Consider the following 23,067-nt stretch of genomic DNA (forward strand, 5'->3'; position numbering starts at 1 on the left):
CCCACGGTGCACGCCGTGCCACCGCCCTTGACGCCACTGCCCTTGAGCGGAGCACTCCACGTACGATGACCCGCGATGTTCACCCCTTACGGACCCCCGGGGCACGCGGACGTGCCGGGGCACGACCCCGCCGTCGGCCCGCGCACCCCCGCCCGTCTCGCCTGGCCCGACGCCGCCCGCGGCCTCGCCATCGGTCTCGTGGTGCTCTACCACGCGACCAACTGGACGTGGTCGACGGGGTACGAGGTGAGCGTGCTGCGCGAGGTGAACGAGACGCTGCGCAGCCTGCGCATGCCCCTCTTCTTCGCGGTGGCCGGCATGTTCGCCGCGAAGTGGACGGCGGTGCCGTGGTCCCGCCTGGCGCGCGGCAAGCTGCTGTTCTTCGCCTGGGTGTTCGTGCTGTGGGAGCCGATCTCGCTGGCGGTCCGCCTGCTCACCGGCTACTACCAGGTGGCCGACGCCGACTGGGGCACCCTGTGGGGCCACCTGGCCTGGTCGCTCCTGGTCCCCCGCTCCGAGCTCTGGTTCCTCTGGACGCTCGCGGCGTTCTTCGTGATCGCGCGAGCGCTGCGCCGGGTGCCCGCACCCGTGCAGCTCGTGCTGGCCGCGTGCGTGAGCGGGTGGGCGCTGGCGGGCTGGGAACCGGAGAGCATCGCCTGGCGGGGTACCGCACAGTTCCTGCTCTTCTTCCTGGGTGGACTGCACCTGCGGTCGCTGCTCGAACGGTTCGCCCAGCGGGTCACCTGGCTGTGGGCCGTTGGCGCCGTCGCCGCCTGGCTCGGGATCCAGGTGGCCGTGCGGGAGCTGGGCGTCGCCGACGTGCCCGGCCTCTACCTGCTGGCGAACATCGCGGGCGTTCCGGCGGGTGTGGCTGTGAGCGTGCTCGCCTCCCGCGTGCCCGGCACCCGGTATCTACCCAGGTCACTCGGGTTGCAGTGGATCGGAGCGCGGACGCTGCCGGTGTTCGTCACGCACACGTCGGTGGTGCTCGGGCTGCTGTGCCTGCTGTACCGCAACGCCATCTGGATCCCCGCCCCGCAGTCGCAGTGGCTGCCGGTGGCGCTCTGGGCCGCGGCGATCGCCGTCGGACTGGGGCTCGGTGCCTTGGCGCCCCGGATCGGGGCGCGCTGGCTCTTCGCGCCGCCCCGGCGGCTGACCGGCGCCGCCCGCTGAACCTCGGCAAGAAGTGGCTTGTTCCTTTTTGCCAAGATCTACCCCGTATGTGTCAAGTCCTGTTATTGTGTCGAACTCAGCAGCGGCAACGGCGCCGTCGCGACCCGGCGGAGCCCTGGCCTCGCCCCGGCCAGCGGGAGGTCTTGTGCGACGCATCAGACGAACGGCGGTTCTCGCAGCCGCGGTCACCGCGGCCTGCCTCAGCGCGACGGCGCTGCTGGCACCGGCCCAGGCAGCACCCGAACGGGCCACGAAGGAACAAGCCGCGACAGCGCTCGCCGAACCCACGCTGCCCAGCCCGGAGTCGGAGGTCAACGTCACCGGCACGCCGTTCACCGGCACCCGGCCCGACGGGACCGTTTACGGCCTCATCGACGCGCACACCCACCTGTTCATGCAGGACGGCATGGGCGGCTCCGCCGTCTGCGGCAAGGTCTTCTCGGAGCAGGGGATCGCGACGGCCCTGCGGGACTGTCCGTCGCACGAGCCGCACGGGCTCGGCGCCCTGCTGGAGAACCTGACCCGGAACGGCTCCCCCATCGGCACGCACGACACCACGGGCTGGCCCACCTTCGCCGACTGGCCCGCGCACGACTCCCTCACCCACCAGCAGATGTACTACCGCTGGGTGGAGCGGGCCTGGCGCGGCGGGCAACGCATCATGGTCAACGACCTGGTCACCAACGGCCTGCTGTGCTCCATCAACCCGGGCACGTACCAGAGCTGCGACGAGATGACGGCGATCCGGCTCCAGGCGCAGGACACCTACGACCTGCAGGCCTACGTCGACGCGCAGTACGGCGGGGCGGGCAAGGGCTGGTTCCGGGTAGTGACCACCAGCGAGCAGGCCCGCCAGGTGATCGAGGAGGGCAAGCTCGCCGTCGTGCTCGGCGTCGAGACGTCGGAGCCGTTCGGCTGCAAGCAGACCCTGCGCATCCCGAACTGCTCGCGGGCCGACATCGACGCAGGCCTCGACGAGCTCTACGACCTGGGTGTGCGCTCGATGTACCTGTGCCACAAGTTCGACAACGCGCTGTGCGGCGTCCGCTTCGACGAGGGGTCCATGGGCACGATCATCAACGCCGGCCAGTTCCTCTCGACCGGAACCTGGTGGGACGCGCGCTCGTGCCCCGCCGACCAGCCGCACGACCACAACCCGGGCAACGGCGAGCTCCCGCCCGCGCTGGAGGACGACCTGCCGCCCGTCCTCCCCCTGTACCCGCCGGGGACGCTCTGCAACACGAAGGGCCTGAGCGGGCTGGGCGCCTACGCCGTCCGCGGCATGGTCGAGCGCAACATGATGGTCGAGATCGACCACATGAGCGCGAAGGCCGCCGACCAGACGCTCGACATCCTCGAGGAGGTCGACTACCCCGGCGTCCTGTCGACCCACTCCTGGATGGACGAGCGGTACCTCGACCGGCTCTACGCCCTCGGCGGGTTCGCCACCATCTACGGCCACGCAGCCCACGAGTTCGTCGAGGAGTACGAGCGCACCGCGCCCGTCCGCGACCGGTACGGCGCGGGCATCGGCTTCGGGTTCGACATGAACGGGTTCGGCGGCACCCCGCCGCCCAGGGGCGACGCAGCCAACCCCGTCACCTACCCGTTCCGGTCGTTCGACGGCGGGACACTGCTCGACCGGCAGACGACCGGCGAGCGCACGTGGGACATCAACGTCGACGGCGTCGCGCACTACGGGCTGGTGCCCGACTACGTCGAGGACCTGCGGCTCGTGGGCGGGCTGGAGATCATCGACGATCTCGCGCGCGGCCCGGAGAGCTACCTGACGACCTGGGCGGGGGCGGAGGCGCACTGATGCGCGCCGCCGGTTGAGCGGCTCCGGTGGCCGGGCGGGTCGAGAACTGGGTCTCGACCCCCCTGGCCACCGCGAGCGTCATGCCCTGGCCGGGTGGAACTTCCCCTGGGCGGCGAGCAGACCCTCGGTGACCAGCAGCTCGACGGCGTCGGCGGCGTCGTCCACCAGGATCGGCAGGTCCTTCTTCTCCGTGGCGGAGAAGTCCTTGAGCACGTGGTCCGCCGTGTCCATCCGGCCCGGCGGCCGGCCGACGCCGACCCGCACGCGGTGGTAGTCCTTGGTCCCGAGGGCCTTGGTGGTGTCGCGCAGGCCGTTGTGGCCGCCCTCGCCCCCGCCGATCTTGAGCTTGATCGTGTCGAAGGGGATGTCCACCTCGTCGTGCACCATGACCACCTGCTCGGGGTCGACGTCGTAGTACTTGGCGAGCGCGCTGACCGGCCCACCCGACGTGTTCATGTAGGTGGTCGGCTTCGCGAGGATCACGCGGGGCCCGGGGGCTCCCCCGGGACGCACGCCGAGCCGCGCCTCGGCGACGACCGCCTGCGCCCGCGCGTGCTTCGAGAAGCGCGCGCCTGTGCGCTCCGCGAGCAGGTCCAGCACCATCTGGCCCACGTTGTGCCGGTTGCCGGCGTACTTGGGGCCAGGATTGCCGAGCCCGACGACGAGCCAGGGCCGGTCACTCATGTCACGTTCCTTTCACGACGGCGGAGACCCTCCCGAGAGCCGCTCCTGGGGCCTTCCCGAAAGAGAATCTCATTCCGCAGCGGGTACCAGCGGAAACAGATCGGGCCGAGGCAGAACCCGCGCTGCGCACGAAGCTGCTCGTGCGCGCGCGAAGGAGGTTCTGCCTCGGCCCGGTGCGGTCCGGCTCATGCCGGGTCGCTCTGGGTGCTGCGGGAGACTCAGCCCTCCGAGGAGGCCTCGGCGGGCGACTCGGCGGAGTCGGCGTCCTCGTCGCCGGCCTCGCCACGCGGCTCGGTGACGAGCACGACGACGGCCTTGGGGTCGGTGAGCAGGATCGAGCCCTCCGGGAGGGCGACGTCCTCGGCGTGGATCTGCGCGCCGGCCTCGAGGCCCTCGATGGAGACCTCGACGGACTCGGGCAGGTGCGTGGCCTCGGCCTCGACCGAGAGCGTCTGCTCCTCGACGAGGTGGATGGTGCCCGGGGCCGACTCGCCGACGATGTTGACGGAGATGTCGACGGTGATCTTCTCGCCGGCGCGCACGACCTGCAGGTCGATGTGCTCGATGGTGTTGCGGACCGGGTCGCGCTGGACGTCCTTGGCGACGGCCAGCTGGCCCTTGCCGTCCACGTCGATGTTGAGCAGCACGTTGGTCTGGCGCAGCGCCAGCATGGACTCGTGGCCCGGCAGGGTCACGTGCACCGGGTCGCCACCGTGCCCGTAGAGGACGGCGGGGATCTTGTTGTCCCGGCGGATGCGGCGGGCAGCGCCCTTGCCGAACTCGGTACGGGCCTCAGCGGCGAGCTTGATCTCGGCCATGGGAATTCACTCCTGAAAGGTCTGTGTGTGCAACTCTGTCGGCGGCTGCGTCGGCGCGGGACACGTGACGGGCGCGGAGCGGGGCCGTGGGACGGAGTGCTGGAGGGAACTCCAGGGGCCGCCGACGGCCGCCCAGTCGATCACGGACGCCGGCCTGGTGCTGGCGGGATCGAGTCCCGCCGCGGCCGTCAAGCGTCCCTCGCCGAGGCAACCTGACTACTGTACCCGCTCGTCGGCGCGGTCCGCACCGAGAGGCGGTGTGACGCCGATCGGCGGCTGCGTGCGCCGCGGCTTGTAGACGACCTGGACGTGGAACACGAAGCGCAGCAGGAACGCCACGACGAGGGTCACCGCCTGCACGAGCACCGGCCACATGCCCGTGAACTCGACGAGCCACCACAGCACGGGCAGGCGGATCGCCGCCTCGGTGCCGTTGAACGCGAACGAGTGCGCGAACCGCGACCAGACACCGCGGCCCTCGTTCCGCAGGTCGCGGAACACGAACCGCTCCTGCAGCAGGAAGTTCGTCAGGATCGTGACGACGGCGGAGATCACCGCACCCGCCACGTAGTGCACGCCCAGCCCAGTGAGGGCCCACAGGATGAGGATGTTCAGGACGGCCCCGAAGCCGCCGATGATCGCGAACCGCGACATCCGCCCGAACCGCAGGGCGGCGAGCTGCTCCAGGTAGCGCAAGCCGGTCTTGAAGGTGGCCTTGGAGTGCCCGGCGTACCGCTCGCCGAACACGAACGGCTCCTCCCCCACGGCCAGCGTGTTGCGGGCGAGGAGCTCGAGCAGGATCTTGAAGCCTCGCGGGTGCAGGGAGTCGAGGTCCAGCCGGTCCACCCGGGTGGCGAAGAAGCCCGTGAGCGGGTCGGTCACGTTGCGCAGCCGCACCGGGAACATCGAACGCGCCAGGAGCGCCGAGGCGATCGAGACACCGTGGCGCCACCAGCCGTCCAGGCCCCCTGCGTCGCCGTCGCCGGTGTAGCGGGAGGCGACGACGATGTCGAGCCCCGCCTCGCGGCCGCGCGTGACGAGCGCGGGCACGAGCTCCGGAGGGTGCTGCAGGTCGCCGTCCATCACGACCGCCCACTCGGTGGTGACGGTCCGCAGCCCGGCCACGACGGCGCCGCTGAGCCCGCCCTCCGCCTTTTCCCGGTGCAGCAGGCGCACCGGGACCGGTGCGGTGGCCGCGACCTCACGGATCAGCTCAGGGGTGTTGTCGGTGGAGTCGTCGACGAAGAGGATCTCCGCCAGGTCCGGCACCCCTATCGGCGCCGGGCCACCCTCGGGCCCGTGGAGGGCACCCGAGGGCCGACCGTCGTCGGGCAGCACACCGAAGGCGGCGCACAGCCGCTCGGTGAGCACCCGGACGTTGGGCCCCTCGTTGAACGTGGGCACCACGACGGTGACGGTCACTGACCCTCCCAGATCGATGTCAAGACACGGTCCTCCGCTGACCGCGTCCGAGTCAAGGGTCAGACCGTATACCCAGACGGGCACCCGGACGGACACCCGGGCTGACCTCGAAGGATCAACCTCGAAGGATCAGGAGTTGCCGTCGAAGAGCGACGTCACCGAGCCGTCGGAGTGGACCTCGTTGATCGCCGACGCGAGCAGCGGCGCGATCGAGAGCACCTTGAGGTTGGGGAACCGGCGGTCGTCCTCGATCGGCAGGGTGTCGGTCACGACGACCTCGCGCGCGCCACACTCCGTGAGCCGCTGCGCAGCCGGGCCGGACAGCACGCCGTGCGTCGCCGCGACGGTCACGGACTTGGCGCCGGCGGCCATGATGACCTTGACGGCCTCGGCGATCGTGCCGCCGGTGTCGATGAGGTCGTCCACCAGCACGCAGTCGCGGCCCTGCACGTCACCGACGACGCGGTTGGCGACGGACTGGTTGGGGCGCGTGACGTCGCGCGTCTTGTGCACGAACGCCAGCGGGCCACCACCCAGCTTGGAGGCCCAGATCTCGGCGACGCGGATGCGTCCGGCGTCCGGCGAGACGACCGTGACGTTCTCGACGTCCACGCGGGTGCGCACGTAGTCGACGAGGATCGGCATGGCCCACAGGTGGTCCACGGGGCCGTCGAAGAAGCCCTGGATCTGCGCGGTGTGCAGGTCCACGCTCATCAGGCGGTCGGCACCGGCCGTCTTGAAGAGGTCGGCGATGAGCCGGGCCGAGATCGGCTCGCGGCCACGGCTCTTCTTGTCCTGGCGCGCGTAGCCGAAGAACGGCGCGACGACGGTGACCGAGTGCGCCGAGGCCCGCTTGGCGGCGTCGACCATGAGCAGCTGCTCCATGATCCACTGGTTCACCGGCATCGTGTGCGACTGGAGCAGGAACAGGTCCATGCCACGCACCGACTCGCTGAACCGCACATAGGTCTCGCTGTTCGCGAAGTCGTACGCGGAGACGCCGAGCAGATCGATGCCCAGCTCCTTCGCGACGTTCTTCGCCAGCTCAGGGTGTGCCCGTCCCGCTGCGAGGACGAGCGGATGGCGGTTCGGACCGGGAGCGATGGTGCTGGACATCAGTGGGACTTTCCTTCCTTGTCGGCCCCGGGGACGGGGGCCAGATCGGCCGGCTCGGCCTGGGCGGCCGCGGCCTGCGGGGCGGCGGGCGCCCCGGTGGCATTCTGCTGGGCAAGCTGGCGCTGTGCCTGATCACCGAGACCGGACGCCCCACCGTGGGCGTTCGCCGCGGCGTCCGCGGCGGCCGTCCCCGGCCGACGACGGGCGACCCAGCCCTCGATGTTCCGCTGCTGCCCTGCGGTGACGCCGAGCGCGCCGGCGGGCACGTCCCGGCGGATCACGGAGCCGGCGGCGGTGTAGGCGCCGTCGCCCACCGTGACGGGCGCGACGAACATGTTGTCCGCGCCCGTGCGGGCGTGCGAGCCGATCACCGTGCGGTGCTTGTGCACACCGTCGTAGTTCACGGTCACCGAGGCCGCACCGATGTTGGAGTGCTCGCCGATGGTCGCGTCGCCCACGTAGGAGAGGTGCGGGACCTTGCTGCCCTCGCCGATCTGGGCGTTCTTGGTCTCGACGAAGGTGCCGATCTTGCCCTTCCGGCCCAGGCTGGTGCCGGGACGCAGGTAGGCGAACGGGCCGACGGACGCGCCCTCGCCGATGACGGCGAGCGAACCGTGCGTGCGGACGATCGTCGCGCCGACCCCCACCTCGACGTCGGTCAGCGTGGTGTCGGGGCCGATCGTGGCGCCGGTCGCGACCACCGTCGCGCCCTTGAGCTGCGTGTTCGGCAGAAGCGTGACGTCGGGCGCGAGCTCGACGTCGACGTCGATCCACGTGGTGGCCGGGTCCTGGACCGTGACGCCGGCGCGCTGCCACTCCTCGACGATGCGGCGGTTCATCTCGCGGGCGAGAACCGAGAGGGCCACCCGGTCGTTGACGCCCTCGACCAGCATCGGGTCGTCGGCGAGCAGCGCCCGCACGTGAAGACCCTCGGTACGGGCGAACGCGATGACGTCGGTCAGGTAGACCTCGCCCTGCGCGTTCCGGCTGTCGAGGCCGCCGAGGCCCTTGCGCAGCGTGGCGGCGTCGAACACGTAGACCGACGAGTTGATCTCGCGGATCTCGAGCTGGTCGGCGCTCGCGTCCTTGTGCTCCACGATCTGGAGGACGTCGCCCGTGTCCGCCTCCCGGACGATCCGTCCGTAGCCGGTGGCGTCGGCGACCTCGGTGGTCAGGACGGTGACCACGTTGCCGTCGGCGTGGTGCGCCGACAGGAGCTGGCCGAGCGTGGCGCCGTCGAGCAGGGGTACGTCGCCCGCCACCACCACGACGGCGCCCTCGACGCCGTCGCCCACGATCTCGCCGTCGGCGATGCCAGCGGCCGCCGCCGCGGCCTGCGCCTTGGCGTCGAGCGCCGCGAGGGCGCACTGCACCGCTCGGCCCGTGCCGGGGATGTCGTCCTGGTCCACGAGGATCGCCTCGGGATCTAGCTGACCGATCGCCTCGGCGACCAGCTCGCGCTCGTGCCGGACCACCACGGCGACCTGCAAGGGCTCGAGCTCACGAGCGGCAGTCAGCGCGTGCCCGACCATCGGCTTGCCGCCGAGCGGGTGCAGGATCTTCGGCAACGCTGACTTCATGCGGGTGCCCTGGCCGGCGGCAAGAACGATGACTGCTGCCGGCTGAGGTGTCTCGGTCACGAGTGCTCCGATCGGTGGGTTCGTCAGATCCGGATGGCTCCGCCCCCAGGATTCGAACCTGGACTAAAGGCACCAAAAACCTCTGTGCTGCCGATTACACCAAGGCGGACCGGGCGCGCGCGGCTCCGTCGTGACCCGAAGCGGGCGTGTGCCACCGTCGCACGTCCGTGAACAGTCTGCCAGGTCCAGAGCCATGCCCCCGCCCGTATCCGGCGAGTCGTCAGCCACATCCGCGTTCGACCACACCGGCCCGTCCGGCACGTTCCGGACACGTCCGGAACTGTCGCTCGGGCACAATGAGCACCATGGCCGCCGACAACCGACGTACCCACCGACCTCGTATGACGGCCAGTCAGCGCCGCGAGCAGCTGCTCGCGGTCAGCCGCGGACTGTTCGCCGGAAAAGGCTTCGAAGGCACGAGCGTGGAGGAGATCGCGGCGCGCGCCGAGGTCTCCAAGCCCGTCGTGTACGAGCACTTCGGCGGCAAGGAAGGCATCTACGCGGTCGTGGTGGACCGGGAGGTCCAGGCGCTCACCACCGCACTGACGGGTGCGCTCGGCTCGGGCGGTCATCCAAAGGTCCTGCTGGAGCGGACGGCGCTCGCCCTGCTGGACTACATCGAGTCGTCCGAGGACGGTTTCCGCATCCTCGTGCGCGACTCCCCCGTCGCACAGGCGACCGGGACGTTCTCGAGCCTGATCGGCGACGTCGCCACCCAGGTCGAGTCGATCCTCGAACCGCAGTTCCGGGCCGCGGGCCTCGAGACGAGGACCGCCCCGCTCTACGCGCAGATGCTCGTCGGCATGATCGCGCTCACCGGCCAGTACTGGCTGGACGCCCGCAGCCCCAAGAAGACCGAGGTGGCGGCCCACCTCGTCAACCTGGCGTGGAACGGCCTGCACAACATGGAAAAGAAGCCGGAGCTGACTCGGCACTCGCGCTGAGGCGCTGACGTGCGCCGAAAATTCCCCCGAACTGCCACCATTCGGGCACGGGGTTGCGCTGGCGCACCCGTATTTTCCCTGAGGCAAAAAGTGTGCGTGCTGCATTTATATAACGAACACCCCTCGCGAGAACTCGCGAGGGGTGTTCGTTCAGCTGGGGATGCTACTTATGCCGCCGCAGAAAGCCGCTGACGACGTACTTGCAGGTCAGAGACCGATCAGGCAGAGAATCTGCGCGACGCTGTAGCCAAGGTTGTGCAGGAGCTCGGACAGGATGTCAACAACGGTCATGGGGCTATTCCTTCCAAAAAACGGGAAATCACAGGATGATCACCTGCGAGCGGAACAGTGTTCGCGTTCCATACATTAAGCACACGACACGGACTCTGCAATGGGAAAGGGATATTCACCCCTAATAGGCGCCCGGTTTCACCCTGTGATAGTGGATCAGGAATCGGACCATGCTTCGCCGCAAAGTGGACATACTCCTGAGCGCGAGCCAGCGATTGTCGGCCGACGGCGGATGCTCGGGCGGGGCCGGGAGTCGGTAGATGCTCGGGCGGGGACGGGAACCGCAGCCCAGTGGCCCATCCCGCCACCTCGCCGAACCGCAAGTTCCGCGCCCACCACAGCGCAGGACGGCGCCGAACCGAAAGCTTCACGTCGACACGGCCCTCGAACCGAACGTTGTGAGTCCATCGGGCCCCAAGTAGACCCACAGCCTTCGGTTCGACGGCCGCGTTGACGCGCAACCTTCGGTTCGGCGACCGCAGCACGCGCGACCTTCGGTTCGGCGACCGTGTCGACGGGCAACCTTCGGTTCGGCGACCGCTGGTCCCATCAACCTTCGGTTCGACGCCGACGCCGTCGTCGCCCACGCTCTCGCCCGGACCCCGCGTCTACGCTGCGGGGCGTGACGTCTTCCGAACATCTCGCGACCGTTCGAACCGACTACGACGGCATGGCGGACGCCTATACGGCGTACATCGGTGAAGCGTTCGCCGCCTACCCGCTGAACCACGTGCTGATCCAGGCGTTCGCGGACCTGGTCCGGCGGGCGGGCGGGGGCCCTGTGGCCGACGTCGGCTGCGGGCCCGGGCACATCACCGCGTACCTGCGCGACCGGGGCGTCGACGCGTTCGGCGTCGACCTCTCGCCGCAGCTCGTGGCGACGGCACGCGCGGCCAACCCAGGTGTCCGCTTCGATGTCGGCGACATGGGCTCGCTCGAGATCGCCTCCGGGACGCTCGCCGGGGTGCTCGCTAACTACTCGATCATCCACACGCCGCCCGACGCTCTGCCGGCGACGCTCGCCGAGCTCAGCCGGGTCGTGGCGCCCCGCGGCCATCTCCTGGTCGCGTTCCAGGCGCTCGGCGACGCCGGCGGCACCGCCGAGCACTTCGACCACAAGGTGTCGCCCGCGTGGCGGTACTCGCCCGACCACGTGATGGAGCTGCTGGCGGAGTCCGGCGCGGACGAGGTGGCGCGCCTGGTGATCGCGCCGGCCGAGGATCCGACGCGCGGCTTCCCGCAGGCGCATCTCCTCGCGCGGAAGTCGGCCGCTTAGCGCTCAGTTCACCAAGGAGCTCACCAGGCGGCGAGCAGCAGCTCCTCCACGGCATCGGCGGTCACCGGCCGGGGGTTCGGATACGGGTCGGCCGCCACCCGTTCGGCCACCTCGCGCAGGGCGGCGCGCGGCACGCCGAGCGCGCCGAGCGACGTCGGACCGTCGTGCCTGGCTGCCAGGGTGGCGATCGCGAGCGCCGGGTCGCCGTCCGCGACACGTGCCAGGCGTGCGGCGGCGTCGGGCGCAGCGGTCAGGTTGAACCGCATGACGTGCGCGAGGAGCAGCGCGTGCAGCTCCGCGTGGGGCAGGCCGAAGGTCCCGCCGAGCGCGTGCGCGAGCTGGTGGTGCAGGCCCATCCGGGCCTGCGCCAGGCAGGCGCCCGCGAGCCAGGCGGCTTCCTGGAGCCGGCCGCGGGCGACGACGTCGGACGGGCGGTCCAGGACCGTGGGGAGCGCCGTGAGGACGCCGTCGGCAGCCTCGACCCCGTACGCGCGGGTCGCCGCGCTCGCACCGGTGTCCCACAGCGCCTCGACGGCGTGCGCGAGCGCGTTGAGGGCCGAGGTCAGCGTCAGCCCGCGGGGCAGGGACAGCGTCAGCTCCGGGTCGTACACGACGGTGCCCGGCGCGAAGGCAGGGTCTCGCCGCGTCGTCTTGACGCCGTTCTCCGTCTCGCCGAGGACCGGCGTGGCCTCCGAACCCGCATACGTCGTCGGTACCGCCACCTGGGGCATACCCGTCCGGATGGCCAGCGCCTTCGACAGCCCGATGGCCGATCCGCCGCCGATGGCGACTATCGCGTCGGCGCGCGCTTCCCCGGCCAGGACGAGTGCCTCGGCGGTCACCTCGACGGGCGTGTGCTGGACCGGGCGCGCGAAGGTCGCGACATGCCGCTCCCCGAGGGCAACGGCCAGGTCCTGGCCCACCTCGGCCGACGACGGCGCCGTCACCAGCAGCACCCGCTCCGACCCGAGCCGCTCCAGCTCGTCCGGCACGAGGGACCGCGCGCCCGGACCCTGCAGCACTCGACCGGCGTAGACCTGGTGCACCCTGATGTCTGTTCCCACGAGGCCTGAGCCTACGGTCGTCGTACACCCCCTGACCAAGAGCGACGCAGCACGGACACCCTGTCGAGATTCTTGATGTCGAGATATCCGGTAGCCTCTCGCCATGGAGCACACAGGTCCCGCCGACGAGGTCGACCGCATCGTCGCCGCGTGGCGCCATGTGCGCCCGGACCTGGAGCTCGAACCCCTCACGGTGTTCAGCCGCGTGTCCCGCCTCGCGCGGCACCTCGATCTCGCACGCCGCACCGCCTTCGCCCGGCACAGCCTGGAGACGTGGGAGTTCGACGTGCTCTCCGCACTCCGCCGCGCCGGTGAGCCCTTCCGGCTGTCGCCCGGCACGCTCGTCACCCAGACCCTCGTCACCAGCGGCACCATGACCAACCGGATAGACCGCCTGGAGTCGCGCGGGTTCGTGCAGCGGCACCGCTCCCCCGACGACCGCCGCGGGGTGCTGGTCGAGCTCACCGACGAAGGGCTGGCGCGGGTCGACGCGGCGATGAGCGACCTCCTGGACATCGAGGCCAAGGTGCTGACCGCCCTGTCGCCCGCGGAGCGCCCGCAGCTCGCGGACCTGCTGCGCACGGTGACCGCTCAGTTCGACGACTGAGATGGCCGGGCACGTGTAGCCACGCGCACCTGTAGCCACGAGCACCTGTAACAGCGAGCACTTGTAGCAGGATCGGCCCATGACCGACGACCACCTCATGCGCATCCACAGCCCCGAGTTCCAGGCGATGGCCGAGCGGGTCCGCCGGGCTACCGAGCTCACCTCCCGCCTGAACGTCCTGCCCTTCGACGACGAGGCGGGCAAGGCGGAGCTGTTCGAGCAGATCCTCGGCAGACCGCTGCCAGCGAGGGCCACGATCTATCCGCCGTTCTACACGGACCACGGCCTGAACCTGGACCTCGGCGAGCGCGTGTTCATCAACCAGAACTGCACGTTCCTGGACTACGCGGGCATCCGGCTCGGCGAGCGCGTGATGGTCGGGCCGAAGGCCACGTTCATCACCATGGGCCATCCGGTCGATCCGGCGGACCGCCGAACCTGGCTGAGCGGCGCGCCCATCGACGTGGCGGAGAACGTCTGGATCGGCGCAGGCGCCACGATCCTGCCCGGCGTCAGCATCGGCAGGGACGCCGTGGTGGCCGCGGGCGCCGTGGTGGCCGACGACGTCCCCGCCGCGAGCCTCGTGACCGGCGGCAAGGCGACCGTACGCCGGAGGTGGTGACGGACGGTCCGGGCTCAGCGGTCCCGGCGGACCACGATCTTCTCGCGCCCGAGCTGGTCGGGCAGGAAGAACAGGTCGTCGGCGTCCGCGACGTACAGGGGCAGCTCACCCAGCTTCGCCGGCATGCCGTCGGCGTCGGTGACCGTGAGCTCGACGTGGTCGGCCGAGCTCTTCGAGTCGTACTTCCAGGTGCCCTCGATCTCGGCGGGGAGCTCGTCGACCTTGCCACCCGCAGCGGCGGCCAGCACCTCGTCCGGGACCCCGACGGCGGTGAAGGTGCGGTCCTCACCGAGCGCGACGACGGTCGTGGCGCCGTCGCCCACGTACGAGCCGACGAACTCCGGCTCGGTGTAGTCGAGCTTCCCCAGATCGAACGCGCACCCCGAGAGCATGAGTACGCCGACGAGTGCTCCCACACCTCGGAAGACCTGTCGCTGCTTCATTCGACACCCCTGTTGTCCCGGACCTGCTGACCGGTCGCCCAATCTAACGGGAAAGCCGCATTCCCTCCTGGGAAACCGTTATGACGATCTGCACACCATGTGCGGATACGCCGGACGCCCGACGCACCAACAGACCCCGTCGCGCACAATGACAGCATCATGAGCAACATCCGCACAGCGGCAGGCGGCTCCGCGCTGCTGGTCGCGGTCCTCGTCTTCGCCCTGAACCTGCGCACCCCCATCACATCCCTCCCGCCGGTCATGGCCGACGTCGCGGCAGGACTGGGCCTCGACCAGACCCTTGCCGGACTGCTCGTGGGGATCCCCGCGCTGTGCTTCAGCGTCGTGGCGCCGGCGGCGTCGACCCTGATTGCCCGCGCCGGGCCGTACTCGGCGGTCACGGTGGCCCTGGTGGGCGTGATCGCCGGGACGCTGATCCGGTCGGCGGGCACGGGCACACCGGGCGTTGTGGCGGCCTTCGCCGGCACGGTGCTCCTTGGCTGCGCGATCACGGTGGGCAACGTGGTGGTGCCGGTCATCATCGCGCGGGACTTCCCGACCAGGACGGCGCTGGCGACCGGCCTGTACTCGTCGACGATGAACCTCGGCAGCGTCTTCGCGACGTCGCTCACCGCGCCGTTCGCGGCCCTCGTCGGCTGGCGGGGCGCCATCGCCTCCTGGTCGCTCGTCGCGGCGGCGGCGCTGGTCGTCTGGCTCGTCACCACCCGCACGATGACGGACCCGCACGTCACCCGTGCGACCCGTACGCCAGACACGTCAGGGGACGACGGCGGCGCCCCCGGCGAGACGCCCGCCGACAGGCTGGTCGACGGCCCCACCGGGACGCCCGCCCCGCCGCCGACCGAACGGCCCGACGAGACCTGGGGCGGCGTGGTGCGCCGTCCGATCACCTGGGCGCTGGCCGTCGCGTTCGCCGGGCAGTCGTTCTCGTACTTCGCGGTCACCGGCTGGCTCCCGGAGCTGCTGCGCGACCTGCTGGACCTGTCCGTGACCACGGCGGGCAACGCGGCCGCGCCCTTCCAGGGTCTCGCCATAGCGGGCAGTGTGCTGGTCCCGCTCGCGCTGGCGGCCCGGGTGCCGATGCGGGGTGCCGCGGTGACGATGGGCCTGCTGTGGGTCTCGCTCCCGGTGGGCCTCCTGCTGGCGCCGCAGTGGTGGCTGCTGTGGGTGAGCCTCGCAGGGATCGCCCAGGGCGGGAACTTCGTGGTGATCTTCACCCTCGTCGCGCAGCGGTGCCGCACCGTGGCGCAGACCCGGCGGACGGTGGCGGCCGTGCAGGCGATCGGCTACGCCGTGGCCGCTACCGCTCCCGCCGTCATCGGCGCCGTGCACGCGGCGTCAGGCGGCTGGAACGCGGCGCTCCTGGTGTTGCTGGGGTCCACGCTCGCGCTCGGGACGGCCGAGCTGCTGGCGACGCGACGCCCCAGGCACAGACGGGCCTGACAGGAACATTTCCATAGGCATTGAAACTTGGCAGGATCATTGCCTACCTTTCCAGCATGACGACACATCTTGAGCCCACCGCAGTGCTCCCCACCCTTCGCGAGCACCTCCTGGTCGACGGGTTCGACCTCGTCCTCGACCTCACCCGGTCGCACGGCTCCACGCTTGTCGACGCGCGTGACGGTCGCGAGTGGCTCGACCTGTTCACTTTCTTCGCCTCCTCGCCCCTCGGCATGAACCACCCCGCCCTTGCCGACGACGCGGCGTTCCGCGAGGAGCTCGCCACCGCGGCGATCAACAAGCCGTCCAACTCCGACATCTACACGGTCGAGATGGCACGCTTCGCGGACACCTTCGCGCGCGTCCTCGGCGACCCCGCGCTGCCGCACCTGTTCTTCATCGACGGCGGCGCGCTCGCCGTCGAGAACGCGCTCAAGGTCGCGTTCGACTGGAAGTCCCGCTTCAACGAGGCGAACGGCCGCTCCCCCGAGCTCGGCACCCAGATCATGCACCTGGAGCACGCGTTCCACGGCCGCTCGGGGTACACGATGTCGCTGACGAACACGGAGCCGGGCAAGGTGGCCCGGTTCCCGAAGTTCGACTGGCCGCGCATCCCCTCGCCGTACATCGCCGAGGGCAAGGACATGGACGCGGCAGAGGCGGCGGCGCTCGGGGCCGCTCGTGCGGCGTTCGAGGCCAACCCGCACGACATCGCGGCGTTCATCATGGAGCCCATCCAGGGCGAGGGCGGCGACCACCACTTCCGCACCTCGTTCCTGACGGGCATGCAGGACCTGTGCCGCGAGTTCGACGCGCTGTTCATCGTGGACGAGGTCCAGACCGGCGCAGGGATCACCGGGACGACCTGGGCGTACCAGCAGCTCGGCATCACCCCCGACGTCGTCGCGTTCGGCAAGAAGACCCAGGTCTGCGGCATCATGGCCGGCGGCCGCGTCGACGAGATCCCGGACAACGCGTTCGCCGTCTCGTCGCGCATCAACTCCACCTGGGGCGGCAACCTCACCGACATGGTGCGCTCACGCCGCATCCTGGAGACGTACGAGGCCGAGGGCCTGGTCGACCGGGCCCGCACGATGGGCAAGCGCCTGCACGACGCGCTCACCGAGCTGGCCACCCGGCACGACGGCGTGACCGACGTCCGCGGCAAGGGCCTGATGTGCGCGCTGACGCTGCCCTCCCGCGAGGTCCGCGACCGGGTCCTGGGCGCGCTCACCGAGCGGAGCGTCCTGCTCCTTGGCTGCGGCGAGCGGTCGGTCCGGTTCCGCCCGGCGCTGACGGTCTCCACCGAGGCGCTGGAGGCCGGCGTCAAGGCGTTGGACGAGGTCCTCGCCGAGACGCTCTGACTCCGTAGCCGGACCGCGAAGCAGAGCGCTTGTCCGCGGCCTCCTGGGTGCCGCCCGGGAGACTGCGGACAAGCGCTCTACCTCGCGGTCGGGTTACCCGTCCTCCGCCGCGACGCTGTCCGCGATCCTGAGCAGCTCGGCAACGGTCGGCCCCGAGCCGCCCTCCGGCGTACGGCCCATCGTGCCGAGCAGCAGGTAGGAGCCCGCGTCGTCGGTCCATTCGACCCGCACCGGCCCGAACCCGTTGTTGTCCACGCGGGTCACCCGCGCCTCCCGGCCCGAGTCCGCGAGATCCGACCACTCGACGGTCACGTTGTCGCCGGACAGCTCGCCGGACAGCTCGGTGGAACCCGGGTACGCCACGTACGTGATGGCCGACGCCGGGTGGTACGCGCCGGAGCGGACCTCGTCCTCGGGCCAGGACAGGCCGGGCACGCCGTCGAACGTCTCACCGTTGTCGTCACCCTCCAGCGGGTAGATGATCCACGTGCCGAGGTGGTCCTCCGCCGTCGTACGGCCGATCGCTGCCGAGATGTCCGCCGGGCACTCGGCCTTCGCGCGCTCGACGGTCTCCGGCACCCAGTGCGGCTGGCGCAGATCCTCGGCGCAGGTCCCTGCGGTGAGCTCCGTGGCGTCCACCGGCGTGACGACGGGCTCGTCCTCCCGCGCCCCGAGGATCAGCGTCACGACGATGATGATGATCGCGCCGAGCAGCGTCACCGCGCCGCCGAGCAGCCACTCGGGCCGGATCCTCGGCTCCTCGATGGTGGTGACCACGTCAGCTCTCGCACTCGATCTCGACTACCGCGTCCCGCGAGAGGGCGGTGATCTTGTTCGACGTCACGGGGCTGGCGGCGACGCCGGGCAGCACGTAGGAGCCCCAGTCGCACTCGTTGTCGGCGAAGAAGGCCTCCCGCGCGCCGCCCGGCGCGGCGTACCGCACGCGGTGGTCGGGTCCCCGGCAGTCGAACTCCGGGTCGCACAGGGAGATCAGGTACGCACGCATGGTGAGCCACGTGCTGGTGTCGACGCAGCCGCTCACCGGCAGGCCGTTATAAGCCTGGAACGCCTTGGCCGCGACCTCCGACTCGGCGTCCCACGCCCCGTCGACCGGCTCCAGACCGGTGCTCGCCGACAGCACGTTCTGCGCCGCGACCACCGCGCCGCCGGACGTCTGGCCGCACTCACCGACGGGGTCGTTGGACACCCACATCGCGCTCGAGCTCATCGCCTGCACCACGGCGGCGATGATCAGGGCGGCTGCGACGGTGCCACCGCCCGCCTGCAGCCAGGTTCGGGTGGTGGGCATCTCCCTCGGCGCTCCTTCGTCGGCCCGACGCCGGGCCGGGCGATGTATTGGCGAGCGCGAGCGTAACAATCCGCCCTTAAAAGACGGAAGCGACGCACCGGACCAAAACCTCACGACCGTGGCGCGGGCGGCCGATACCCGGTCCGCCGAACCGCAACTCACTCACCACCGACAGCGCCGAACCGAAACCTGCTGGTCACCGTCCGTGTCGGACCGAAACATGGACGTCCATCTGACCCTAGATCGACCGTCAGCTTTCGGATCGGCGCCTCGATGGGATGACACGTTGCGGTTCGGCGGCCGACAACGGCCAGGCCCACACGCAGCTTGCAGTTCGGCGCGAGCCGACAGGAGCCGGCCCGGACGGGCTCAGCGCGTCGTGTGGGCGCCGCCGTTGACGTGCAGGGCCTCGCCGGTGATGTGGCGGGCAGCCGGTGAGGCGAGGAAGGAGACCAGCGCGGCGACGTCGTCGGGCAGGCCCGTGGAGCGCGCGGTCCTCGATCTGCTCACGCACGAGGAAGAGCTGGTGGGCAACCTGACGGCGGAGGACCGCCAGACGCTTGCCGGGCTCCTCGCCCGGCTCGGTCCGGGCGCCGGCCGTCAGACCGGTTCGGCCGTCTGACCCTCGAAGTAGGTCTGCAGCACCACTGTGGTGCGGGTCGAGACCTTCGCCGTGCGGCGGACGCGCCCGAGCAGCTCCTCCAGCGCCCTCGGCGAGGCCACCCGCACCGTGAGCAGATAGTTCGCGTTGCCCGCCACCGAGTAGCAGGACTCGATGCCAGGCATGCCCCGCAGGCGTTCGGGCGCGTCGTCCTCCTGCGCCTGGTCCAGGGGCGTGATCTCCACGAACGCGGAGAGCGGCAGCCCTACCGCCTCCGGGTTCACCACCGCTCGATAGCCCGTGATGACGCCACGTGCCTCGAGCTTCCGCACCCGCACCTGCACCGCCGAGAGGGACAGTCCCGAGATCTCGGACAGCACCGCGAGCGTGGTGCGCCCGTCCTTGCGCAGTGCGTCCACGAGCGCTCGGTCCACCCCGTCGAGCGGTGCCAGATCGTTGTCGGTCATCCCGCCACCTCCGCCGCTTCCAACCAGGCCGCCTCGAGCTCGTCGCGCTCGCTCACCAGGTCGCGGAGCTCCGCGTCCAGCCGAGCGACAGCCTGGTAGTCCGTGGCCTGCTGTGCGATTGTTTCGTGCAGCTCGGCCTCCTTCTGGGCAATCTTCGCAAGACGGCGCTCGATTCGGGAGACCTCTTTCTTTGCGGCACGGACGTCGCGCTGGTTGACCGCCTCTCCCCCGGCGCCGCCGCCCGACCCCGGAGCCGTGCCCGACGTCGCCCCGCCGGCGGCCGAACCGCCCGACGTACCGGCGCCGCCCCCTGCCGGGGTGCCCGAGGCAGAGGCACCGGCGGCCTTGGCCGCCGCCCGGAGCCGGAGGTACTCCTCCACCCCGCCGGGCAGGTCGCGGATCGTCCCGTCGCCGAGCAGCGCGACCTGCCGGTCCGCCACCCGTTCCAGCAGGTACCGGTCGTGCGAGACCACGATCAGCGTGCCGAGCCAGCCGTCCAGCAGGTCCTCGACCGCCGCGAGCGTGTCGGTGTCGAGGTCGTTGGTGGGCTCGTCGAGCAGCAGGACGTTGGGCTCGGCCACCAGCAGGCGCAGCAGCTGCAGCCGACGCCGCTCGCCGCCGGACAGGTCCTTCACCGGCGTGTAGGCCCGCTCGCGCGTGAAGCCGAGCTTCTCGGTGAGCTGCGAGGCCGTGAGCTCCTTGCCGTCGACGACGACCCGGCCCTTCTCCGACTCGATCACCTCGACCGCCGTGAGCCTCCCGAGCTCGTCCAGCTCGGAGACGTCCTGCGTCAGCTCCTTGACGTGGATCGTCTTGCCGCGCTTGACGCGGCCCGAGCCGGGCTCACGGCGGCCGGCGAGCAGCGCGAGCAGCGTCGTCTTGCCCGCACCGTTGACGCCGACCACGCCGTACCGGTCCCCGGGGCCGAGGCGCCACGTCACGTCGTCGAACAGGACCTTGCCGCCGAGCTCGAGCGAGACCGACTCCAGGTCCAGCACGTCCTTGCCCAGGCGGCGCGTCGCCATCCGGGTGAGCTCCATCGAGTCGCGCGGCGGCGGCTCGTCGTCGATCAGGGCGGAGGCGGCGTCGAGCCGGAACTTCGGCTTGGACGTACGCGCCGGGGCGCCGCGGCGCAGCCAGGCGAGCTCCTTGCGCAGCAGGTTGTCCCGCTTCTCGGCGGCGGTAGCGGCCTGTCGCGCCCGCTCGGCGCGCGCCAGGATGTAGGCCGCGTAGCCGCCCTCGTACCCGTCGATGGCGCCGGTGCCGTCGCCGCGCACCTCCCACATGCGCGTGCAGACCTCGTCGAGGAACCAGCGGTCGTGCGTCACGACCACCAGCGCGCCGGTCGCGCCGGGGCGGCCGTAGCGCTCCCGGAGATGGGCGGCGAGCCAGGCGACGCCCTCGACGTCGAGGTGGTTGGTGGGCTCGTCGAGCAGCAGCACGTCCGGGTCCTGCACGAGCAGGGCCGCGAGCGCCACGCGGCGGCGCTGGCCGCCGGAGAGCTTGACGACCGGGGCGTCCCAGGCGAGGTCGGCGAGCAGGCCTTCCTGCACCTGGCGGACCCTGGCGTCGGACGCCCAGACGTGCGTCTCCGCGTCGCCGTGCACGACGTCGAGGATCGTCGCGTCCTCGTCGAGCTCGTCCCGCTGGTCGAGCATGCCGAGGACCGTGCCGCCCACCTTGGTGACCCGTCCGGCGTCGGGCTGCGAGGTGCCGGTGAGGATGCGCAGGAGGGTCGACTTGCCGGCGCCGTTGGGTCCGACCACGCCGACGCGGTCGCCGTCGTCGAGGCCGAGGGAGACCTCGGACAGGAGGGTGCGAGTACCGATGGTCAGCGCGATGCCGTCCGCGCCGAGAAGATGTGCCACCCAGGCAGCCTAGTTCGCCGCGGGGCGGCGGGCGGACACGGGCCGTTGTCCTGTCTCGCCCGGGAGGCCCTGACAGGTATCTGTTCGATGTCGGACGCCGCGGTTACGCTGTCCACCGTCGACGGCGATCGTGCCCGCCGACTCCGCCGTCGGCCCTGCTGACGACTACGCCGAGGAGCATCCACGTGGCCCAGTTCGACATGCCGCTGTCCGATCTCGAGAGGTATCTCCCCGAGCTGGACGAGCCCGCCGACTTCGACGAGTTCTGGTCGACGACCCTGGCCGAGGCACGCACGTTCGACGAGGCGCCGGAGGTGGAGCGCATCGACGTCGGGCTCACCGAGGTAGTGGTCGACGACGTGACGTTCCCCGGCTTCGGCGGGCATCCCATCAAGGCCTGGCTCACACGCCCCGCGCACGCGGACGGCGACCTGCCCGTGGTGGTCGAGTACGAGGGCTACGGCGGCGGGCGTGGCCTGCCGCACGAGAAGATCCACTGGGCCGCCGCCGGCTACGCGCACCTGCGCATGGACAGCCGCGGGCAGGCCTCGGGCCACGGCGCGGGCGGCTCGACGCCGGACCCGGTGGGTTCCGGCCCGGCGGCCTCCGGGTACATGACCCGCGGTGTCCTCGACCCTCGGGACCACTACTACCGTCGCCTCTTCACGGACGCGGCCCGCGCGGTGGACGCCGTGCGCGCCATCCCCGGGCTGGACCCGGCGCGGGTGGCGGTGGCCGGCGGCAGCCAGGGCGGCGGCATCAGCCTCGCGGTGGCAGGTCTTGTGCCCGACGTCGTCGCCGCGATGCCCGACGTGCCGTTCCTGACGCACTACCGCCGCGCCGTGTCGATCACCGACTCCTACCCGTACGGCGAGATCACGAAGTACCTGTCCGTGCACCGCGACCCGGAGGTCGAGGCGCAGGTCTGGCGCACCTTCTCGTACCTGGACGGGGTGTCGTTCGCCCGTCGGGCGCGCGCGGCCGGCCTGTTCTCGGTGGCTCTCATGGACACCATCTGCCCGCCGTCCACCGTGTACGCGGCGTTCAACAACTGGGCGTCCGACCAGGCGGAACCGGTGGTCAAGGAGATGGACGTCTACCCGTACAACAACCACGAGGGTGGCGGGGACTACCGGTTCCCCCGCAAGCTCGCGTGGCTGGGCAAGATCATCTGACGGGCGCCCAGGGCGTAGGCGGGAAATTTGCCTGTTACGCCCGGGCGGTAGGCTCCGCAGCGCACGTTCATCCCCGGAGGTTTCCCCGTGCCCGAGTACGACCTGCCGCTCGTCGCGGTGGCGCCGGCAGCGCCACCGGCCACCGACGAGCCCGCGAACTTCGACGCCTTCTGGTCGCAGACGCTCGCCGCGCACCGCGCCATCGAGGTGGCGCCGGTGCTGTCGGCCGCCTCCGCCCGCGCCCGGGACCTCACGGTCGAGGCAGTGACGTTCGCCGGGTTCGAGGGATACCCCGTGCCGGGTCGGCTCATCACCCCGACCGGCGCCGGTAGCACGTTGCCCGGTCTGGTCGAGCTGCGGCCCGCCGGCCGTGCGGCGGGCCGCGACCTGGAGTGGCTCGCGTCGGGCGGGTTCGCGCACCTCGTGGTCGAGCTGCCCCCGGACGACCTCGACGACCCCTACAACCGCGTCGTCTTCGCCGATGCCGTGCGTGCGGTGCAGGCGCTGCGGACCCTCGCGAGCGTGGACCCGTCACGCGTCGCGGTGCTCGGCAGCGGGCCGGTGGCGGCGGCAGTCGTCGCGGCGGCAGGGCTGCTCCCCGACCTGGCCTGCGCGATGGTCGAGGGCGACATCCCCGCAGCGCACAAGGACTCGCTCGTCGCGTTCGCCAGGCGGGCGAGCACGCCGCTCCAGCTCACGCAGGGCGCAGGCGCGCAGGTGCTGCTGGAGGAGTGGGGCTTCAACGCCGCGCAGGCGCTGGCCGCGATGACGGGCTCCGTCGAGCGGGTGGTCGAGTGCGTGCTGACCGCCGAGAGCAACGCGGTGGCGCGCCGCACGCGCTGGATCGCGGCGCACACCGACCTGACGAACGTCTTTGTCCCCCAGGTCGCCTACTGACCC

At 71.1% G+C, this 23,067-nt stretch carries 22 protein-coding genes and 1 tRNA gene; 10 read left to right on the plus strand and 13 right to left on the minus strand.

Translation table 11 applies throughout. The features are described from left to right. Window positions 1-75 precede the first annotated feature (75 nt). The gene (locus AB0I32_RS12815; RefSeq protein ID WP_357506423.1) at window positions 76-1,173 is read left to right on the plus strand and encodes an acyltransferase family protein; all 1,098 of its coding nucleotides are present in this window, start codon (window positions 76-78) and stop codon (window positions 1,171-1,173) included. Between the two features lie 145 nt (window positions 1,174-1,318). After that, window positions 1,319-2,992, plus strand: a complete 1,674-nt coding sequence (locus AB0I32_RS12820; RefSeq protein WP_357506425.1) for a Coagulation factor 5/8 type domain-containing protein — start codon at window positions 1,319-1,321, stop codon at window positions 2,990-2,992. A 78-nt stretch (window positions 2,993-3,070) separates the two neighbouring features. Here AB0I32_RS12820 and pth read toward each other — a convergent pair whose 3' ends face one another. The 6 genes from pth to AB0I32_RS12850 all read right to left on the minus strand — a co-directional run bounded on the left by pth (window position 3,071) and on the right by AB0I32_RS12850 (window position 8,781). Beyond that, window positions 3,071-3,676 (minus strand): aminoacyl-tRNA hydrolase, encoded by a 606-nt coding sequence (gene pth / locus AB0I32_RS12825; RefSeq protein WP_357506427.1) that lies wholly within the window; start codon window positions 3,674-3,676, stop codon window positions 3,071-3,073. Window positions 3,677-3,894: 218 nt separating this feature from the next. Next, a complete protein-coding gene (locus AB0I32_RS12830) occupies window positions 3,895-4,494 on the minus strand; it encodes a 50S ribosomal protein L25/general stress protein Ctc (protein ID WP_357506429.1) in 600 nt (199 codons plus the stop codon). Window positions 4,495-4,710: 216 nt separating this feature from the next. Then, window positions 4,711-5,916 carry a glycosyltransferase gene (locus AB0I32_RS12835; RefSeq protein ID WP_357506431.1) on the minus strand — a complete coding sequence of 402 codons (1,206 nt, stop codon included), beginning with the start codon at window positions 5,914-5,916 and terminating at the stop codon, window positions 4,711-4,713. A gap of 129 nt (window positions 5,917-6,045) precedes the next feature. Then, complete coding sequence (locus tag AB0I32_RS12840) at window positions 6,046-7,032, minus strand: ribose-phosphate diphosphokinase (protein WP_116676857.1); 987 nt, start codon at window positions 7,030-7,032, stop codon at window positions 6,046-6,048. Further along, entirely contained in the window at window positions 7,032-8,672 is a 1,641-nt protein-coding gene (gene glmU / locus AB0I32_RS12845) for a bifunctional UDP-N-acetylglucosamine diphosphorylase/glucosamine-1-phosphate N-acetyltransferase GlmU (RefSeq protein ID WP_357506433.1), read from the minus strand. The genes AB0I32_RS12840 and glmU overlap by 1 nt, the downstream gene beginning before the upstream one ends. Window positions 8,673-8,706: 34 nt before the next feature. Then, window positions 8,707-8,781: transfer RNA gene (locus AB0I32_RS12850), tRNA-Gln, on the minus strand. Between the two features lie 232 nt (window positions 8,782-9,013). On the opposite strand from AB0I32_RS12850, the gene AB0I32_RS12855 reads away from it, so the two are divergent. Then, the gene (locus AB0I32_RS12855) at window positions 9,014-9,616 is read left to right on the plus strand and encodes a TetR/AcrR family transcriptional regulator (RefSeq protein WP_357454106.1); all 603 of its coding nucleotides are present in this window, start codon (window positions 9,014-9,016) and stop codon (window positions 9,614-9,616) included. A 913-nt stretch (window positions 9,617-10,529) separates the two neighbouring features. Further along, the gene (locus tag AB0I32_RS12860) at window positions 10,530-11,183 is read left to right on the plus strand and encodes a class I SAM-dependent methyltransferase (protein ID WP_357506435.1); all 654 of its coding nucleotides are present in this window, start codon (window positions 10,530-10,532) and stop codon (window positions 11,181-11,183) included. 20 nt (window positions 11,184-11,203) lie between these two features. Here AB0I32_RS12860 and AB0I32_RS12865 read toward each other — a convergent pair whose 3' ends face one another. Continuing rightward, entirely contained in the window at window positions 11,204-12,247 is a 1,044-nt protein-coding gene (locus tag AB0I32_RS12865) for a maleylacetate reductase (RefSeq protein WP_357506437.1), read from the minus strand. Between the two features lie 103 nt (window positions 12,248-12,350). On the opposite strand from AB0I32_RS12865, the gene AB0I32_RS12870 reads away from it, so the two are divergent. Continuing rightward, window positions 12,351-12,854 carry a MarR family transcriptional regulator gene (locus AB0I32_RS12870; protein ID WP_116676863.1) on the plus strand — a complete coding sequence of 168 codons (504 nt, stop codon included), beginning with the start codon at window positions 12,351-12,353 and terminating at the stop codon, window positions 12,852-12,854. 79 nt (window positions 12,855-12,933) lie between these two features. Beyond that, window positions 12,934-13,476: a DapH/DapD/GlmU-related protein gene (locus AB0I32_RS12875; protein WP_357506439.1), complete on the plus strand. Its 543-nt coding sequence runs from the start codon at window positions 12,934-12,936 to the stop codon at window positions 13,474-13,476. A 14-nt stretch (window positions 13,477-13,490) separates the two neighbouring features. Here the strand turns inward: AB0I32_RS12875 and AB0I32_RS12880 are convergent, their stop codons facing one another. Beyond that, entirely contained in the window at window positions 13,491-13,919 is a 429-nt protein-coding gene (locus tag AB0I32_RS12880) for a hypothetical protein (RefSeq protein ID WP_357506441.1), read from the minus strand. Window positions 13,920-14,078: 159 nt separating this feature from the next. Here AB0I32_RS12880 and AB0I32_RS12885 point away from each other — a divergent pair, with 159 nt between their 5' ends. Both AB0I32_RS12885 and lat read left to right on the plus strand, forming a co-directional pair. Next, window positions 14,079-15,383: an MFS transporter gene (locus AB0I32_RS12885; RefSeq protein WP_357506443.1), complete on the plus strand. Its 1,305-nt coding sequence runs from the start codon at window positions 14,079-14,081 to the stop codon at window positions 15,381-15,383. A gap of 56 nt (window positions 15,384-15,439) precedes the next feature. Beyond that, the gene (gene lat / locus AB0I32_RS12890) at window positions 15,440-16,747 is read left to right on the plus strand and encodes an L-lysine 6-transaminase (RefSeq protein ID WP_357506445.1); all 1,308 of its coding nucleotides are present in this window, start codon (window positions 15,440-15,442) and stop codon (window positions 16,745-16,747) included. Window positions 16,748-16,840: 93 nt separating this feature from the next. Here the strand turns inward: lat and AB0I32_RS12895 are convergent, their stop codons facing one another. From AB0I32_RS12895 to AB0I32_RS12915, 5 genes are all read right to left on the minus strand, one after another. Continuing rightward, window positions 16,841-17,524, minus strand: coding sequence for a hypothetical protein (locus AB0I32_RS12895; protein WP_357506447.1), 684 nt, complete (start codon window positions 17,522-17,524; stop codon window positions 16,841-16,843). Window position 17,525: 1 nt separating this feature from the next. Continuing rightward, complete coding sequence (locus tag AB0I32_RS12900; RefSeq protein ID WP_357506449.1) at window positions 17,526-18,056, minus strand: peptidoglycan-binding domain-containing protein; 531 nt, start codon at window positions 18,054-18,056, stop codon at window positions 17,526-17,528. A gap of 369 nt (window positions 18,057-18,425) precedes the next feature. Continuing rightward, window positions 18,426-18,566, minus strand: coding sequence for an SDR family oxidoreductase (locus AB0I32_RS12905; protein ID WP_357506451.1), 141 nt, complete (start codon window positions 18,564-18,566; stop codon window positions 18,426-18,428). A gap of 90 nt (window positions 18,567-18,656) precedes the next feature. Then, window positions 18,657-19,124, minus strand: coding sequence for an Lrp/AsnC family transcriptional regulator (locus tag AB0I32_RS12910; RefSeq protein ID WP_357506453.1), 468 nt, complete (start codon window positions 19,122-19,124; stop codon window positions 18,657-18,659). Then, window positions 19,121-20,992 carry an ABC-F family ATP-binding cassette domain-containing protein gene (locus tag AB0I32_RS12915; RefSeq protein ID WP_357506455.1) on the minus strand — a complete coding sequence of 624 codons (1,872 nt, stop codon included), beginning with the start codon at window positions 20,990-20,992 and terminating at the stop codon, window positions 19,121-19,123. Before AB0I32_RS12915 ends, AB0I32_RS12910 begins: the two co-directional genes overlap by 4 nt. A 185-nt stretch (window positions 20,993-21,177) precedes the next feature. Here AB0I32_RS12915 and AB0I32_RS12920 point away from each other — a divergent pair, with 185 nt between their 5' ends. Both AB0I32_RS12920 and AB0I32_RS12925 read left to right on the plus strand, forming a co-directional pair. Then, complete coding sequence (locus AB0I32_RS12920; RefSeq protein ID WP_357506457.1) at window positions 21,178-22,167, plus strand: acetylxylan esterase; 990 nt, start codon at window positions 21,178-21,180, stop codon at window positions 22,165-22,167. An 87-nt stretch (window positions 22,168-22,254) separates the two neighbouring features. Continuing rightward, window positions 22,255-23,064: an acetylxylan esterase gene (locus tag AB0I32_RS12925; protein ID WP_357506459.1), complete on the plus strand. Its 810-nt coding sequence runs from the start codon at window positions 22,255-22,257 to the stop codon at window positions 23,062-23,064. Window positions 23,065-23,067: the final 3 nt, after the last annotated feature.

Source organism: Promicromonospora sp. NPDC050249 (genome assembly GCF_040656015.1).
Classification (GTDB): Bacteria; Actinomycetota; Actinomycetes; order Actinomycetales; family Cellulomonadaceae; genus Promicromonospora.